Genomic DNA, 16,086 nt, shown 5'->3' with positions numbered 1-16,086 from the left:
GCGCGACCCTATTGCTTAGCCCGATCTCCATTTGGATCGAAGAACGCCCGGAGCGACGCATCGGATTCATAAAGTTTGCCAGCGATCTCAATTTCCCACCGGCTGGTTTCGATCAACTCCTTCGTGACACCTGCGGGATGACTTACATATCCCATTCCGATTGACGTCCCGAGCGTGAAGCTCTTCACGCCAGACGAAATATACCCGACAATCTTGCCGTCGCAGCGAATAAGCTCTTCGTGAAAGAGAACAGGCTTGGGGTCGCGAAGCTTAAAAGATACCAGCCGTTTTCTAAGCGGCATTGCGTCCTTTTGGGCTTTTAGGGCGTCCATTCCGAGAAAGCCACATTCTTTATCCCAGTCGATCGTAAATCCCAGACCCGCCTCGAGCAATGTGTCAACTGGTGTAAGATCGAGCTGATATTCCCGATATGCGCGTTCAGACCGCAGATGTTCAAGCGCGTGGTAACCTGCAGGCTTAAGTCCAAACGCTCGACCCGCATCCCAAACAACATCGAAGACATGCTGAGCCATTTCAGTCGGAATATGAAGCTCCCAACCAAGCTCTCCAACATATGTAAGCCTGTTGGCTATCACCCGCGCGTACCCGATGTCGATTTCCTGACTGGTGGCGAATGGAAAGGCTTCGTTCGCAAGATTTGTATCGGTAACTTGGGACAGAATCTCGCGCGACTTTGGCCCTTGCAGCGATAGAACCGCGTAGGCAGACGTGACGTCTGTGATCGTGACGTTCCATTCACCTGTGATGTGTTTTTCAATCCACGCTTTATCCCTCGGATGGACCGTAGCTGACGAGATGATCAGGAATTCAGTCTTCGACAAGCGATTTACTGTGATATCTGTTTCAATCCCGCCTTTTTGATTAAGCATATGTGTATACACTAGCTTCCCTACGGGCACATCGACATTTCCCGCGCAAAGCCACTGAAGGAACCGACAGGCGTCGCGCCCCTGAACGAGATGTTTTCCGAACGAGCTCTGGTCTAACAGAATTGCATCATTTCGAGCGGCATGGCATTCCTGACTGGTATACTCGAACCAATTCGGCTCGTCGTAGGAATAGACGTTCTCCGTCCGTCCTCCCTCGCCTGCGAACCACATAGGCCGCTCCCAGCCCATGCCCTCCCCAAAGCTAGCTCCAAGCTTAGCCCACCGATCGTGTAGTACGCTTTTGCGCACACCGCGTGCAGTCTCGGGTTGGTAGCTCGGCCAGTGCATCCTGTAGTGAAGTCCCAACACTTCGGCAGTACGATCATGCAAATATGTCTTATTGATCTGGAAGGGATGAAATCGGGCCACATCGACGAAGCTGGTATCCATCTGAGGCTCGCCGGCAATGATCCACTCTGCCAGGGCCCGCCCTGCTCCCGCGCCGTATTCAATACCCTCCGAATTATAACCGGTCGAAACGTAGAGATTTTTGGATCCAGGAACTTCACCGATCATGAACAGAAGGTCGGGAGTGAAGCTCTCTGGGCCGTTAAAAAACTTTGCGATGCCGGCGTTGGCGAGGTCAGGAACAATTTCGATAGCCTTGGTCATTGGAAGTTCAAAGTGCTCCCAGTCTTCCCAGAGTTCGATAAAGGCTGTCTCCTTCGGGAGCTTCCCCATCGGCAAAGGCTTCCCCCAGGGCTCGAAGGCACCCACCAGGATCTTGCCGGTATCTTCTTTCAGATAAACATGGCCATCGGTATCGCGCAGGACAGGTAGGTTGGCCGACGCAAAATCCAGCGCTTCGGTCACCACATAAAAGTGCTCGGCCGCGTAGATCGGGATTCGCGCGCCCAGCTTGGATGCCAGGTCTCTTGTCCAAAGCCCGCACGCGAGTACGAGAACCTCAGCTTCAATGACACCTGCGTTAGTTCGGACCTGGTATCGGCCGTCTGCAGTTCGCCAAAGGTCTGTGACGCCAGTGTTCTCAAGGATCTTTACCCCATGCTTCCTAGCGCCAATCGCCAGGGCCATGCATGTGTCGACGGGGTTGGTTTGGCCGTCTCCTGGGATAAAGACTGCACCTTCGATGATTGACGTGTTGAGGGCTGGATAGAGCTTCTTAGCCTCGCTGGGCGAAATCATATTGGCCTCAAGGCCGAAACTCTTGGCGATTGAGGCATTGCGCGCGGTTTCGTAGAGGCGCTCTTTGGTTCTGGCGACACCAAGCGTGCCATTTCGTTTGAAACCTGTCGCTTGTCCAGTTTGCGCCTCCAGAGTGGAGTAGAGTTCTGCATTGTATTTTGCGATCTCTGTCAGCGCATGAGTGCCACGCGTCTGCATGATCAAACCAGCAGCATGCCAGGTCGTGCCGGACGTAAGAGTGTTGCGTTCCAAAAGCGCAATGTCTTTTTTGCCGTTCTTTGCAAGATGAAAGGCAACACTCGCACCCGCAATACCTCCGCCAACTATGACAATCTCGTGGTGGCGAGTGGGGACTTCTCGGGGACGGAAGGGCGGATTGATGGTCATATGTATCCCTGTTCGGTTTTCAGTCGCGGGCAGCACAACTTGAGCTTTGAATCACTCCGCCGTGTCCGCCAAACGATCCACGGCCGGTCATTTTCCGACAGGTTAAGGGACGAGAGCGCGCGTAATCATGCTAATCAGGTATCGGGACGGTTCCGTTCTGCGTATTTCGCTGTTCTTCCGCCGAATATGTGCGCCGAGTAGTCAGCGCACTCCTGAGTGCACTATTGTCGAATGCCCACGGTCGTGTATTGATGCCGTGGACGACGGCTGCCTCGTTGCTTGGCGGCCGACCGCTCAATGAACGTCCTCAAGCGCTGGCCGATTGCTAGCGCCGTGCCGGGTCGGTGCCCATCGATTGCGCAAATGCGGCCGCTGAAAGTTCAGCCGGCGGCTCGCGTGAACCCCTCTGCGGCGTCCTGCGATTGGACGCCCGTTTCGACTCGGCGCTTTTCAACTCACCATCGACGCGAACTGCCCTCGCACCCTGGCCGGGTACCAAGGAGAGGGACAGCCGAGAGAGAAGTGGTCGAGCAGTGTATCATCGGACGCGACGGTGGTTGCCATCCAACGCGCCTCATCTTCCAGCAAGAGATGCCGATTTGTAAGTCAAACTACTCACTCAGATCCGCGAAGAGCCATCATCAAACATCATCGATTCCGCTGCCCCCGTGCTTTTTTGGACAGGTCGACGGCGCACAACGGCTACACTTCGCGCCAAACTCCTTTGATTTCTCAGTGTCACTTCGCGGACCAATGGAAACAAGGGCCGCTCGCCAAAAGCTTGGCACTTTGAATCACTTGGGTGAGAATGGTAGATCAATTGGGAAGCTCGCACTCGGCACAGCTTCCCAATCGGCTAGGTAATGGGGGAGCTTGCGGCTAGTCCACGACTATCAACTCGCGGGCTACATCGGCTAGCCGCTCACCACCCTTCTCGGTAACAACAAACGACTCTGATATGGCGGCTCCAAAGGCAGCAGGTCTCACCCCTGATTGGAAATGAAAGCACATCCCCGCCTCGAGCACAGTCTTTTCGCCGGCGCGAATGCTCACTGTACGTTCGCCCCAGTCGGGCGGAAAATTCATGCCGATTGAGTAGCCGGAACGGCCCTTTTTTATGTACCCGTGCCGGTTAAGGACACTATGCCAGACGGCATTCAGCTCGTCGACGACTACACCCGGCTTCGCCAATTCGAGTACAGCGTCGCCACCTTCCACGATGGCATTGGCAAGATGCCTGACTTCTTCAGGTGGCTTTCCCATGTAAATGGTACGTGTGAGCGGCGCATGATAATGACGTCTCGCTGCGCCAATCTCCAGGAGAACGAGCCCCGACGAAGGCAACGGTTTATCCGACCATGTGAGGTGCGGAGCGTTCGTTTTTTCGCCAACCTGAATCAACGGACAAAGGCTGGCATAGTCACCGTATTTTCCGTCGATTCCTCTTGTTTGAGAGGCGTAAATCTGAGCCGCAATTTCGTACTCCGGCACTCCCGGCTTTAGATTTTCAATCGCCATGCGCATAGCGTAGCTTACAATCCGCCCGGCTTCCCTCATGTAGACGAGTTCAGCGTCAGATTTAACGAGTCTCGCCCAATTGACGAGACCGCGGTTGTCCGAGAACTTTGCATTTGGAAGACCTTTAACAAGGTGCTGATGTGCTCGCGCAGTGTAGAAATGCGCATCAAGCTCAACCCCGATGCGATCAGATCCCCATCCCCGCGATTTTATGATTTCGGCGACTTCATCGTAGGGATGCAGTTCCGCATGATGGAGTCGGTCATCTGAAAAATTGATGATGTTCTCAGGAGGCAGCTCTGTCGTAGCTCGAGCACCGTTTACGTCCACCAGCCGTCCGATCCACATCGGCGTTTCCGATTGGAGGTGCAGCAAGACCACTTGAGGCGTGTAGAAAGACCAGGCGTCATAGCCGGTCAGCCAGCACATGTTGGCGGGATCCTGGCAGATTAGCAGGTCAAGTCCTGCTTCCTCCATCCGTGTCTTAACGTCTTGCACACGGCGGCGGTACTCCGCAGGTAGGAAGGGTTTGTCATAGTCCATTTGGTAATCGTCCTCTGCAGTGGGTGGTTGTCGGACCAAGCATCGTCCAAGCCTATCCGTACTGATAGGCAACCTAGCATGCTTCAATGCACTGCTTGGCGTGGACCGGGCTGTGCGGTCGCAGAAAACCTGCGTTTTTGTGACTTTGCCCGCAGCTTAGCTTCCTGGTCTGGGAGAGCTGGCACTGTCGGAGCATATCCTTAAGGACGAGCGGTGGATCGGTTTACCGCTAATGGATGCTGGTCGACCTATGCCGGGCCTCTTTCATCTGCCAAGCCTTCGATCGTCCATCTGAGTGCCGACGATGCTGACCGAGCGGGGAAGATAAATACTGACCGACGTGACGCCCATCTGCGCCCGTCCGTGCAAAATGGGACTGGCGGAGCTCGTCCCAAATAGGGCGTGCGATCCTCGAAACGATAAGGGCCCGCATAAAAGCGTTTCACCTCCAGCATGTGCTGAAGTGTGATGCTTATCCATAGCTTTGTGCATCATGTCCCTCGTCGCCATCGCGAGGCCGACTCCTCATGAGCCAGCCAAGGGAGAACGGAGCAGACGGCGAAAAACTCAGCAGAACGTCATTATTCGCAGGAGAACGCCCCGTCAGCCCTACATCGCGCCGCCAATAACCGCGGCTACAGCGCTAGTTTATGAAAACGAATAGTCGGTTTGGAGTTACAGGATGAAGGGCTTGGCAAGCGCCGCACTGGCGACGCTCAAACGGCAAGATCTGCTGCAAAAATGCGCCTACGTGAATGGCGCTTGGCTCTCCAAGAGCGAAACCATCGCGGTGGTGGACCCCGCTACTGGCGAGGACCTGGCTCAGGTAGCAGCTTGTGAGATGTCCGATGTGGACACTGCCGTCATCTTCGCGAAAAGCGCATTTCTACAGTGGCGCGATGTCATTCCCTCGGAACGGGGCGCATACCTGCGTAGATGGGCCGCGGGTATGCGCGAGAACGCGGAAGACCTCGCCGCGATCATGAGCGCCGAGCAAGGCAAACCATTGACGGAGGCGCGCGGTGAGATTTCATATGCCGCTAGTTTTCTTGATTGGTTTGCCGCCGAGGGTGAGCGGGCCTATGGCGAGACCATCCCGAGTCATCTTAGAGGCAGCCGGCTCTCCGTGCAGATGCAGCCGGTCGGAGTGACGGTGGCCATAACCCCTTGGAACTTTCCATCCGCGATGATCACGAGGAAGGCAGGAGCCGCACTCGCTGCGGGCTGCACCATGATTGTCAAGCCGGCCCCGGAGACGCCCTTGTCAGCCCTGGCGCTTGCCCGTCTTGCCGACGAAGCAGGAGTTCCCGCCGGCGTGTTTCAAGTGATCACGGGCGAGGCTCCTCCGCTTGCAAGGCGCCTGCTCGAGCATAGCGATGTGCGGGCATTCTCCTTTACGGGCTCGACGGAGGTCGGACGGACCCTGCTCGAGCAGTCCGCAAAAACCCTGAAGAAGGCTTCACTTGAGCTTGGTGGCAATGCTCCTTTCATCGTTTTCGATGACGCTCCGTTGGAGGTTGCCGTGGCTGGATGCTTGGCAGCCAAATTCGCCACTTCCGGTCAGGACTGCCTGGCCGCCAATAGGATCTATGTCCAGCGGGGAAGCTATGAGCGCTTTGTGGAAGAATTCGCGAAGGGCACCAATAACCTGAAAGTCGGCCACGGTTTGGAGCCGGGTGTAGATATTGGCCCAATGACAAAATCATCTGTAGCCGAAAAGTGCAGGCGACAGGTTTCCGAAGCTCTTTGTGCTGGAGCCCGCATCGCTGCTGGCGGACTGGACAGCCCACTCGGGGGCAACTTCGTCACCCCGACTGTGCTCGCGGATGTCACAGACGTGATGCTGATCGCCAAGGAAGAAACTTTCGGTCCGGTGGCAGCAATCCTTGTTTTTGATGACGAGGCGGAGGTGCTCGCCCGAGCCAATAATTCGGAAATGGGCCTTGCAGCGTACGTCTACACGCGTGACCTAAACCGCGCCATCCGGCTGACCGATCAATTGGAGTACGGCATGGTCGCCGTCAACACCCCGAAATTTACCGGGGCTCCCATACCCTTCGGCGGATGGAAACAATCCGGCCTCGGGCGCGAGGGATCGAGACACGGCCTCCTCGAATATCTCGAACCCAAATATGTCTGCATCGGCCACATCGCGGCCTGAAAGGAAAGCCCATGACTATCAACATCAAGGATATTAGCGAGAAGGACAGAAACGCTGTCCTGCACCCTTTCACGCAGCTCAAGGACTTTGCCTCCGGCAAGCTTGGCGAACCAACAATCGTCGAGACCGGCAAGGGAATCCGCATTCAAGACGCGCATGGAAACAAGTTTATCGATGGCTTTGCCGGTCTCTACTGCGTCAATGTCGGCTATGGCCGCACCGAAGTAGCAGAGGCGATCTCGCGTCAGGCCTATCGGCTCGCTTACTACCACTCGTATGCGGCGCACACGACGGACGAGCTCGCGATTCTCTCCGATCGCCTCGTGAAGATGGCACCCGGCAAGATGAGCAAAGTGTTCTACGGGATGTCCGGCTCCGACGCCAACGAGACCCAGGCCAAGCTTGTTTGGTACTATAACAATCTGCGTGGCAAGCCGAACAAGAAGAAGATCATCTCACGTGAACGCGGCTATCACGGCTGCAGTGTCGTGTCTGGCTCAATGACGGGCATGAGCTTCTACCATGACCATATGGACCTGCCGCTTCCGCAGATTGTTCACACCGGTGTTCCACATCACTACTGGGGCGCGAACCCAGGCGAGTCCGAACGCGAATTTTCCGCGCGGCGGGCCGAGGAACTTGATCAGTTGATCGAACGCCTGGGCCCGGACAATGTTGGCGCCTTCATCGGCGAGCCGGTGCTCGGCACCGGCGGCATCACGCCTCCGCCGGAAGGTTATTGGCAAGCAATCCAGCTCGTGCTCAAAAAGCACGATGTGCTCCTCATTGCAGATGAAGTCATAACCGGTTTTGGTCGGACTGGCTCCATGTTTGGCTCGCATCACTACGGCATCGAGCCAGACCTCATAACGGTCGCAAAGGGTCTGACTTCGGCCTATTTCCCACTTTCGGCGGCAATCGTTGGTGAAAAAGTCTACAAGGTGCTGGAAGAAGGGGCTGACAGGGTCGGCGCCTTCTCGCACGGTTACACCTATTCGGGTCATCCGATTGGAGCTGCCGCGGCCAACGCGGTGCTTGACATCGTCGAGAAAGAAGATCTTCCGGGGAACGCTCGCGAGGTCGGTGCATTTTTCCAGGCGCAGCTGAAGGCGAAGTTCGCGCAGCTGCCGATCGTCGGTGAAGTGCGCGGCGTGGGCCTGATGGGCGCAATCGAGTTCGTGACCGATCGCGACAAGAAAACGCGTTTTGATCCCTCACTCAAGGTTGGCGCACGAATTTCCAAGGCAGCGCGTGATCGCGGTCTTATCGCTCGTGCCATGCCGCACGGTGACATTCTGGGCTTCGCTCCTCCCTTGGTGACAACCAAAGCTGAAGTGGAAGAAATCGTTGGCATCGCTGAAAGTGCAGTGCGCTTCGTTTTGGATGAGCTCACGCGAGACGGGCTTAAAACCTGAGGTGGGCGGCCGCCGCATTTGCGGCATCAGGACGCTTAGAGAGTCTCTCCGACGTTCGACAGTTGGAGTCTTGGCCCACTCTATCGAGCGAGCCATGTGGGTACGCGAGCGGGACGGATCGGACGAGACTTGGCAGGAGGACATCGTCACCGCAGTGGGACGGCACCGAAACGTCTACCAAGGAGCCAGGCCTCGGAACAGACGCATCGAGCCTTCTGGCGCAGCCAGCGCACTTTCGCTCGGGTGAAGCCGAATGCGGGTTCGATAGCCGCAAAGCACTTCGAGTTGTGTAGCGGCGCGGCTCTCCAACGAAGCACGTCGGTGGCGCAGTCGGGCACCGGCCCTGGAAGCACCAGGCGAAAGTAAGTAGGAGAAAGGGCACCCCCGGGATGCTAGACTTACAGTCCACATGCCGAAATTTTTGTTTTTACCTCCTGCCAGCCTTTTCGCTTCAGGCCTTTTCGTCGGCAGTAGAAGCACTGAGGCTGGCCAACGAAGTGTTGGGACGGGACGAATATGGCTGGCAGGTCATTTCGGACGATGGGCAACCTGCGGCCTCGAGTTGCGGCTTGTTGGTTTGCGCCGATTCTTCGTTGTCCTTCGAACGTGAAAGAAACCGTCGATCGATCTCAGCACCGGCTGTCGTGGTCGTTGGCGGCCGCAATGCTCCTAGTCCACACAAACAGCTTGATGCCTGGGTGCGAGAGTGTCGCAACCGCCGCGGCAGCCTCGTAGGGATAAGCAGCGGTACGATTGTGCTTGCTCGGGCGGGGCTTGCAGAAGGGCGGCGATGCGCGGTTCACTGGGAGCAATTTCCTATGTTCTCCGAGCGGTTCCTCGGCGTGGTAGCCACTCAAACCGCCTTCGAACGGGACGGCGACCTATACACTTGCGCAGGCGGGGACGCCCCTTTCGATATGTTTCTGGATTTGGTTGACCGCCATCATGGGACAATAGTCGTCAATCGCATTTGCGAAAAGGCCATCGCGTACAGGACCCGTTCAGCGGGTGACCGCCAACGTCTGCCTCTTCATTCTCGAGTGCAACTCAACCACCAGGCGGTCATCAAGGTAATTGAAGAGATGGAAGCAAATCTCACGGAGCCATTGCTACTGGATGACTTAGTGGGATCAGCCGGCCTATCCCGCCGACAAATCGAGCGGCTGTTCAGGAGGGAACTTGGATGTTCTCCGAGTCGCTATTATCTGGATCTTCGTCTGGAACGTGCGCACCTGCTGCTCGTCAGCTCGCGCCTGCCGGTCGTTGAAATCGCGATGGCTTGCGGCTTTGTCTCTGCATCGCATTTCTCAAAAGCCTACCGCGATGCCTATGGATGCGCGCCGCATCAATCACGATTGCCAGTCTACAACCGAAAAAAAATGAGATCGAAGCCGAAGAAAAATAGAACCCGGCAGTTCGATCGGAGTCTCAGTACCGAATGGATGCCTAACTGCCACTAGCATGAGCGCCGTCTTGTTCTCAGAAGATCGGGTATTGCCCTCCTTTTGCTGAATGACCTCAGCGTACCAGTCGGGAACGGAGGTCGAAGAGGTCCTGCTTCGATCAGCTTTGCCGATTGTCAAGTTACAAATTTGGTCGACCCAGCGCGCTTATCAGCACAGGCGCTAGGGAAGGCACTTGGACGCGATAGAATAGGAGATTTCGATATGATCCCATTGCCCTTTGCGCTCAGCGAGTACCGTGGCAGGCTTTCCGCCATCCGCGCTGAAATGGCGCGCCGCAACTTGGATCTTCTGATCGTTAACGACGTCGCCAACCAGCACTACATCACCGGCTACGACGGCTGGTCGTTCTACACACCGCAGGTGGTCTTGGTGTCGTTGGCTGACGAAGAACCGGTCTGGATCGGCCGCGCGATGGACGCAGCGGGCGGGCTGCTGACTGCGTGGATGAAGCCCGAGAACGTTGTCGGTTTCCCGGAAGATCATGTCCAGCGCCCCGACCGCCATCCGATGGACTGGATCGCCGGATGGATCGAGAAGAAGGGTTGGGGGCGTGGCAATATCGGCATTGAGCTCGAGGCTTATTACTATTCGCCGAAGGCGCATGCCCGCCTGACCGCCGGCCTGCCCAACGCGGCCTTCCACGACGCCGACCTCCTGGTCAATTGGATACGCAGCGTCAAGTCGGACGCCGAGATCGGCTATCTGCGCAAGGCCTCGCGTCTTGCCGAGGCGGCGGTTACGGCAGCCTACGAGGTGATTGCGCCGGGTGTGCGCGAGTGCGACGCCATTGCCAGAATCCAGGCAGCGCAAATAGCGGGCTCGCCGGATTTCGCCGGCGACATTACCGCCCTGCCGCCGACCATTCTGGGGGGTGAGAATGCGTCGGCGCCGCATATCATGTGGAGCGACCGCCGGTTCGGCGAGAACGAAACCGTCGCGCTGGAACTCGCCGGCGTCGTGCGCCGCTATGCCGCCGGCCTCGCGCGCACGCTTCAGCTAGGCGCCATGCCAACCAAGGTCAGCGATACCGGCAAGGCCGTGCTCGAAGGCATGGAGGCGGTGCTTTCCACAATCAAGCCCGGCGTTGCGGCGGAAGAGGTCGAGGCAAGCTGGCGCAACGTCATCCAGCGCTACGGCCTGAAGAAGGAATCCCGCATCGGCTATTCAATCGGCGTCTCCTATCCGCCGGACTGGGGCGAACACACGACCAGCCTGCGCCGGGGCGACAAGACGATCTTGAAGCCCGGCAATGTCTTGCACTCCATCCTCGGCATGTGGATGGAAGGCTGGGGGATCGAAGTGAGCGAAACGATCCTCGTCACCGCCAGTGGCTGCGAGACGCTGACCCAGTTCCCGCGAGAGATCCATGTCAAGCGCTGAAGCCGGCAACGGATTGATGGACCCTCAGTTGGAACGCCGGATGATGGAAGTCAGACGCTATCTTCATCGCAATCCGGAGCTCTCAAACGAAGAACGAGAGACCCAAGCCTATCTCAGAAGGGTACTGGAAGAAGCCGGACTGAGCGGCATCAGGCCCGTGGCCGGCTTCGGTCTCGCCGTCGACGTCGTCGGCACGGCCGGCCTGTCAAACCGCAAGATCGTCATCCGGGCCGACATCGACGCGCTGCCAATCACGGAAACCTCGGGTGTACCGTTCAGCTCAGAGCGTCCGGGCGTCATGCATGCCTGCGGCCATGACGCCCACGCCGCGATGGGTTACGCCGCCAGCGTTCTTCTGGAGCGCCAGAAGCAGTCGTTCAGCGGCACCGTTCGCATCATCTTCCAGCCCGCTGAGGAGGCGGAGCCGCTCGGAGGCCGCCGGGTCGTCGAGGAAGGGCTGCTGGACGATATCGACGCCGCGATCGGTATCCATGTCGATCCCTATACCGAGACCGGAAAGATCGCGGTCGGCGCGGGTCCGTACACGCTTGCCTGCGATACTTTCGACATTGCCGTCACTGGGAATTCCGCGCATGCCGCAAAACCGTCCGAAGGCGTCGACGCCATCGCCGTCGCCTGTTCGATGGTAACGGAGTTGCAGAAGATCGTGTCGCGGGAGATCGATCCGTATGATCCGCTGGTCGTCTCTATCACCGGCATCGAAGGCGGCGGCGCCTATAATGTGATTGCCGCCGAGGTAAGGCTGAAAGGCACGATCCGCAGCGGGCATGAAGCAACTCGCCAGTATGCGTGGGAGAGGCTATCTCAGATCGTCGAAGGTGTGGCTTCAATCCACAACGCCAACGCCGAGGTGGACCTGAGGCGTGGCGAACCACCGGTTATCAACGACCCTGACATGGTCGAGATCATCCGCCGAACCGGTGGCGGCCTGCTGGGGCAGGACCACATGCTGAGCGCGCCGGGCTGGACCGCAGCCGACGATTTCGCCTTCTACAGCGAGAAATGCCGCTCGGTCTATTTCCGCCTGGGAATCCGCAACGAGGAACTTGGAGCGGTCTATCCGCTTCACCATCCGCGATTTCGGGTCGATGAACAGGCGCTGTCGATAGGGGCTGTCGTCCTCTGTGACTCTGCCCGAAATTTCTTGATGCGGCTGCCCTAGTGTTCGACGCCCGCTCGAGCATACGCGTCTCTATGAGAATGCATGAATTTGCCGCCCCGGAAACAAATCCAATTTCCTATTGCCGCCAAGGGCGACCCCTACGGATGAGAGTTGGAAAGGATGAAAATGCTGAATAACAATCGCTCCCATGGGCTTTGGGAGCGCAGCGCAGCAGATGCCCCGCAGACAAGCATTCTCAGATACTCCCATAAACAAGATGTATCCGTAGTTGGCGGCGGATATACGGGACTTTCAACGGCATTGCATCTGGCGCAAGCCGGTGTGAAGGTCAGCGTCCTTGAGGCGGTAGAAATTGGCTTTGGTGCCTCGGGGCGCAACGCAGGCTTAGTTAATGCCGGCCTATGGATGAAGCCCGACGATGTGAAATCAAGTTTAGGCGCACCTTTCGGTGAACAGGTCTTGCAACTTCTCGGCGACGGGCCTGCCGAGGTCTGGTCTCTGATCGACAAGCACGTCATCGACTGCCAGCCTGTGAGGCACGGCACGCTTCATTGCGCGGTCGGCGACACAGGACTAAATGAGCTCGGGGAACGCGAGCGGCAGTGGCGGAAACGGGGCGCACCCGTGAGTCTCCTCAACGCAGAGGAGACGGCGGCACGCATTGGTACGAGCGCGTATTCCGGATCACTTCTTGATTTGCGCGCCGGAACTATCCAGCCACTCGGTTATGCGCGAGGACTTGCCCGCGCGGCTATCTCAGCAGGAGCAAAAATATACAATTCAAGTGGGGTCACCGGGGCCGAGCGATCAAACGGCAAGTGGACATTGCACACAGCAGGAGGATCGGTCGAGGCTGACTGGGTCGTGGTTGCAACCGATGCTTATACGAAAGCTCCTTGGCAAGAGCTGAGGCATGAGCAGATACATATTCCTTATTTCAACATTGCAACCCGGCCGTTCCCGGACAAACTACTGAAGTCCATTCTTCCCAACCGCGAGGGCTGCTGGGACACAAAGAAGATCTTGAGTTCGTTTCGGCTGGACCGCGAGGGACGGTTGATTTTCGGCAGTATCGGCGCGCTCGGAGGTACCACAGCCAGGATTCATCGATCATGGGCCAAGCGTGCCGTTCGCAAGCTCTTCCCGCAAATTGTGGACGTCGAATTGGAGTTCGAGTGGTATGGCATGATTGGGACAACCAATGACCACCTGCCTCGTTTTCACCGCTTCGCACCTAATGTTGTTAGCATCTGCGGCTATAATGGCCGTGGGATTTCGCCGGCTACGGTCTTTGGGCGTGTGCTGGCCGACCATATTCTTGGGAATGTTGCAGAGTCAGACTTGCCCCTTCCCCTCACTACTCCGGGAATCCCAGCTTTCCGTGCGCTAAAAGAGAAATACTATAAGGTGGGAGCCCAACTGGCTCACTTGGTTGATGCTCGTTTCTGACGCAACGCAGCCCTTCCGTACAAGCAATCCTTGGTCCCTTACGGACCGAGCCGTCGTCACCAGACCGTGAAGCCGCATTCGGACGATGTCGCGCAGGGGTAATGGCGCATCCCATCTGCTTTTATGCACCCGCGGCGTCCCTTCCCGCGTTAATGGAGGCGTCATTCGGGTCGATCGATCCCCTGAACGCGCTAGAATTTGGCACCGGCATAGAAGGTAGCAAGGTTTCCCAAGTCCGCCACCTCCCAAGGCGCAGCGCCCGGCAGTGAGCTTAGGCTCCTGCTGGGCGAAGCAGCGAGATGGCGCACGGAGAACTGGTTGGCGCGTGTCTGACCGCCCGCATTGCCGGGTACGTCCCGAAGGAGCGTGGGGATAGGTGTGGGCTTGAAGCGTGTGAACCAGCCCCGCGCGCGGCTCACGCCGATCTCGAATGTATGGCCGGCGTGCGCGCCGCCGGCGCACCCCAGTTCCCACGGCGCGTGCCTTTTGAAGTCGTGCATTGCTAAGCCGTATTCTCCTGGGTTCTGTTGGTAGAGCGGAGTTCCCCTCTCAAGCGCTATCTTACGCCAGCTTCCCCGACGCTATCTCCATCGGCTTCGGCTCGCCGCGGAAGCCGAGGAATTCGGGGCGTGGTTTCTTTGCGCCGAACGGCTCCTCGAGCTGGTTCGACACGGCGTTGAACACAAAGAACGCGTTCGAACGAGCGAACGGCGTGATGTTGCCGTTCGAACCGTGCATCGTGTTGCCGTCGAACAGAACCAGCGTGCCAGCCTTGGCGGTGGCGGTATGGATGCCATGCTCCTTGGCGAGCTTGGCCAGCGCCTCGTGCGAGGGCATGCCCACTTCCTGTTTCTTGAGCGAGGATTTGTAGTTGTCCTCCGGCGTCTCGCCGACGCAGGCGATGAAGTGCTTGTGCGAGCCCGGCATCAGCATCAAGGGACCGTTCAGCGCATCGTTATCCGTCAAGAACAGCGATGCGGAGAGGGCGCGCATGCGCGGCATGCCGTCCTCGGCATGCCAGGTCTCGAAATCGGAGTGCCAGAAGAACTCCTTGCCCGTGAAGCCCGGCTTATAGTTCAGCCTCGACTGGTGGACATAGACGTCGTCGCCGAGCAGATAGCTGGCGATGTCCACCACGCGGCTGTCGCGGGCGAGCCGGTTGAAGAGCGGACTGTGCTCGGGCAGTTTGAAGATGGTGCGCACCTCATCCGAGCCCGGCTCCGTGATGACAATGCCCTCCTCCAGCTCGCGCTCACCGCCGCGCAACGCCGCCGATTCTTGCATCAGCGCCTTAACTTCCTCATCCGAGAAGAGATCCCTCAAGACAATGAAGCCGTCGCGGTCGAAGTGGTGGGTCTGCTGCGTGGTCAGCGGCGCGTCGGGGCACCACTGGCTCCACACTGTCTTGTCCTGCCGGGGCAGCCAGCGCTCTTCGGGCAGCCGGCTCGGATAGAGGTCCTGTCTTCGTTCTGCTGTATGGGTGATAGCAGACATCTTCTTCTCCTTCTTCGTACGGTTTCGTCGGCGCGGACTGCCCCACGCGTCCTCCGGCTTCCAATGCGCAGGAGCCGTCCTCCTGGTGAACTTTCGTTGCTCGTGGCCGGCGATCGCGCTGTCGACCTCACGTTCGGCGACCACGCCTGTATCGGGGAAGTGGTCGCACTGAAGCAGATCGCGATAGAGGGAATTCTCGTGGAATTGCCTCATTGGCCGTGACCGGGCGCCAGACGGCTGCGCCATTTTCGGTGCGGGGGCTCGGAAGGTGATTTATTCAGTTAGGTTTTCGTGCAAGCTGTGTATCGTGTGTATTGTGTAGTTTGCTTAATCGCTCCGTACATGATGATGTTCTTCCCTAGTAAGTACGTCAATCAGCGTGCTTTCTACAGTGCAGCCTGGGAGGGCGGATTTGAACTACAGGACGCATGTTCCGAGAATTCCGATGACTTACCTCAGGAACGCTAACGACAAAACTACCAAGAGTGGTAGGTCTTCGCGATCCAAGCATAACTGCCATGTGCGCGATTGGTGATTGTCGAAACACTGAAGCGCTTTGATACTCCGCTGAGCGGTGTCCGAACCAGGGGAATCGTGGTCATTAACTGGGGATGCGTCGGACAAAATGAAAAACTGCCCCCTATTGCCTCAGCGAGGAATGTTATCGAGCGTTGTGGTACCGACATAACCCGCGCTATTCACCCAGTCGCTGTTGAGGATGATCCGCCCTGCCATATCGCGCGCCATGCTTTCACAGCCAGTTGCTCTGTCCTCTTCTCTTCGTAAAACGTAAAACGCGACGGATCGGCACTTATGAGACGCTGCAGTCCGTGACTTGGGCCCCAAGCCACACCCGAATCCGGACCTCTCACGGCTCCAGGCATGCTCGGCCTCTTCGGATATTCGTCCACACATGAGACAATTGAGACAAATGCTGCGGCAGCCGGTCCCGCGCCGATGGCCAGCGAGATGCTCAGACGGATCGCTAACCCTACAAGATTGAGGACGGCCCCGTGGCCGACCGGTCGACAAG

General features: G+C 57.7%; 10 protein-coding genes. 6 read left to right on the top strand and 4 right to left on the bottom strand.

Annotation, left to right across the window (positions count from 1 at the left end; genetic code table 11):
* Positions 1–8: 8 nt before the first annotated feature.
* Positions 9–2,483 carry a GcvT family protein gene (locus AC0ZT5_RS29765; protein ID WP_488499342.1) on the bottom strand — a complete coding sequence of 825 codons (2,475 nt, stop codon included), beginning with the start codon at positions 2,481–2,483 and terminating at the stop codon, positions 9–11.
* A gap of 879 nt (positions 2,484–3,362) precedes the next feature.
* Complete coding sequence (locus AC0ZT5_RS29760; protein ID WP_488499341.1) at positions 3,363–4,544, bottom strand: M24 family metallopeptidase; 1,182 nt, start codon at positions 4,542–4,544, stop codon at positions 3,363–3,365.
* Between the two features lie 682 nt (positions 4,545–5,226).
* Here AC0ZT5_RS29760 and AC0ZT5_RS29755 point away from each other — a divergent pair.
* From AC0ZT5_RS29755 to AC0ZT5_RS29730, 6 genes are all read left to right on the top strand, one after another.
* Positions 5,227–6,705, top strand: a complete 1,479-nt coding sequence (locus tag AC0ZT5_RS29755) for an NAD-dependent succinate-semialdehyde dehydrogenase (RefSeq protein ID WP_488499340.1) — start codon at positions 5,227–5,229, stop codon at positions 6,703–6,705.
* An 11-nt stretch (positions 6,706–6,716) separates the two neighbouring features.
* Entirely contained in the window at positions 6,717–8,120 is a 1,404-nt protein-coding gene (locus tag AC0ZT5_RS29750) for an aminotransferase (RefSeq protein WP_488499339.1), read from the top strand.
* A gap of 389 nt (positions 8,121–8,509) precedes the next feature.
* On the top strand, positions 8,510–9,580 hold the full coding sequence (locus AC0ZT5_RS29745) for a GlxA family transcriptional regulator (protein ID WP_488499338.1): 1,071 nt from the start codon (positions 8,510–8,512) through the stop codon (positions 9,578–9,580).
* A 207-nt stretch (positions 9,581–9,787) separates the two neighbouring features.
* Entirely contained in the window at positions 9,788–10,966 is a 1,179-nt protein-coding gene (locus tag AC0ZT5_RS29740) for a M24 family metallopeptidase (RefSeq protein WP_488499337.1), read from the top strand.
* Positions 10,967–11,006: 40 nt separating this feature from the next.
* The gene (locus AC0ZT5_RS29735) at positions 11,007–12,149 is read left to right on the top strand and encodes a M20 metallopeptidase family protein (RefSeq protein ID WP_488499336.1); all 1,143 of its coding nucleotides are present in this window, start codon (positions 11,007–11,009) and stop codon (positions 12,147–12,149) included.
* Positions 12,150–12,275: 126 nt separating this feature from the next.
* Entirely contained in the window at positions 12,276–13,559 is a 1,284-nt protein-coding gene (locus tag AC0ZT5_RS29730; RefSeq protein WP_488499335.1) for an NAD(P)/FAD-dependent oxidoreductase, read from the top strand.
* Between the two features lie 561 nt (positions 13,560–14,120).
* Here AC0ZT5_RS29730 and thpD read toward each other — a convergent pair.
* Together thpD and AC0ZT5_RS29720 are read right to left on the bottom strand one after the other, a co-directional pair.
* Entirely contained in the window at positions 14,121–15,053 is a 933-nt protein-coding gene (thpD, locus tag AC0ZT5_RS29725) for an ectoine hydroxylase (RefSeq protein WP_488499334.1), read from the bottom strand.
* Positions 15,054–15,751: 698 nt separating this feature from the next.
* Positions 15,752–15,937 carry a hypothetical protein gene (locus AC0ZT5_RS29720; protein WP_488499333.1) on the bottom strand — a complete coding sequence of 62 codons (186 nt, stop codon included), beginning with the start codon at positions 15,935–15,937 and terminating at the stop codon, positions 15,752–15,754.
* Positions 15,938–16,086: the final 149 nt, after the last annotated feature.

It is taken from the genome of Mesorhizobium sp. CNPSo 4670, from assembly GCF_057784235.1.
This window is presented reverse-complemented; position numbering and strand designations above follow the sequence as displayed.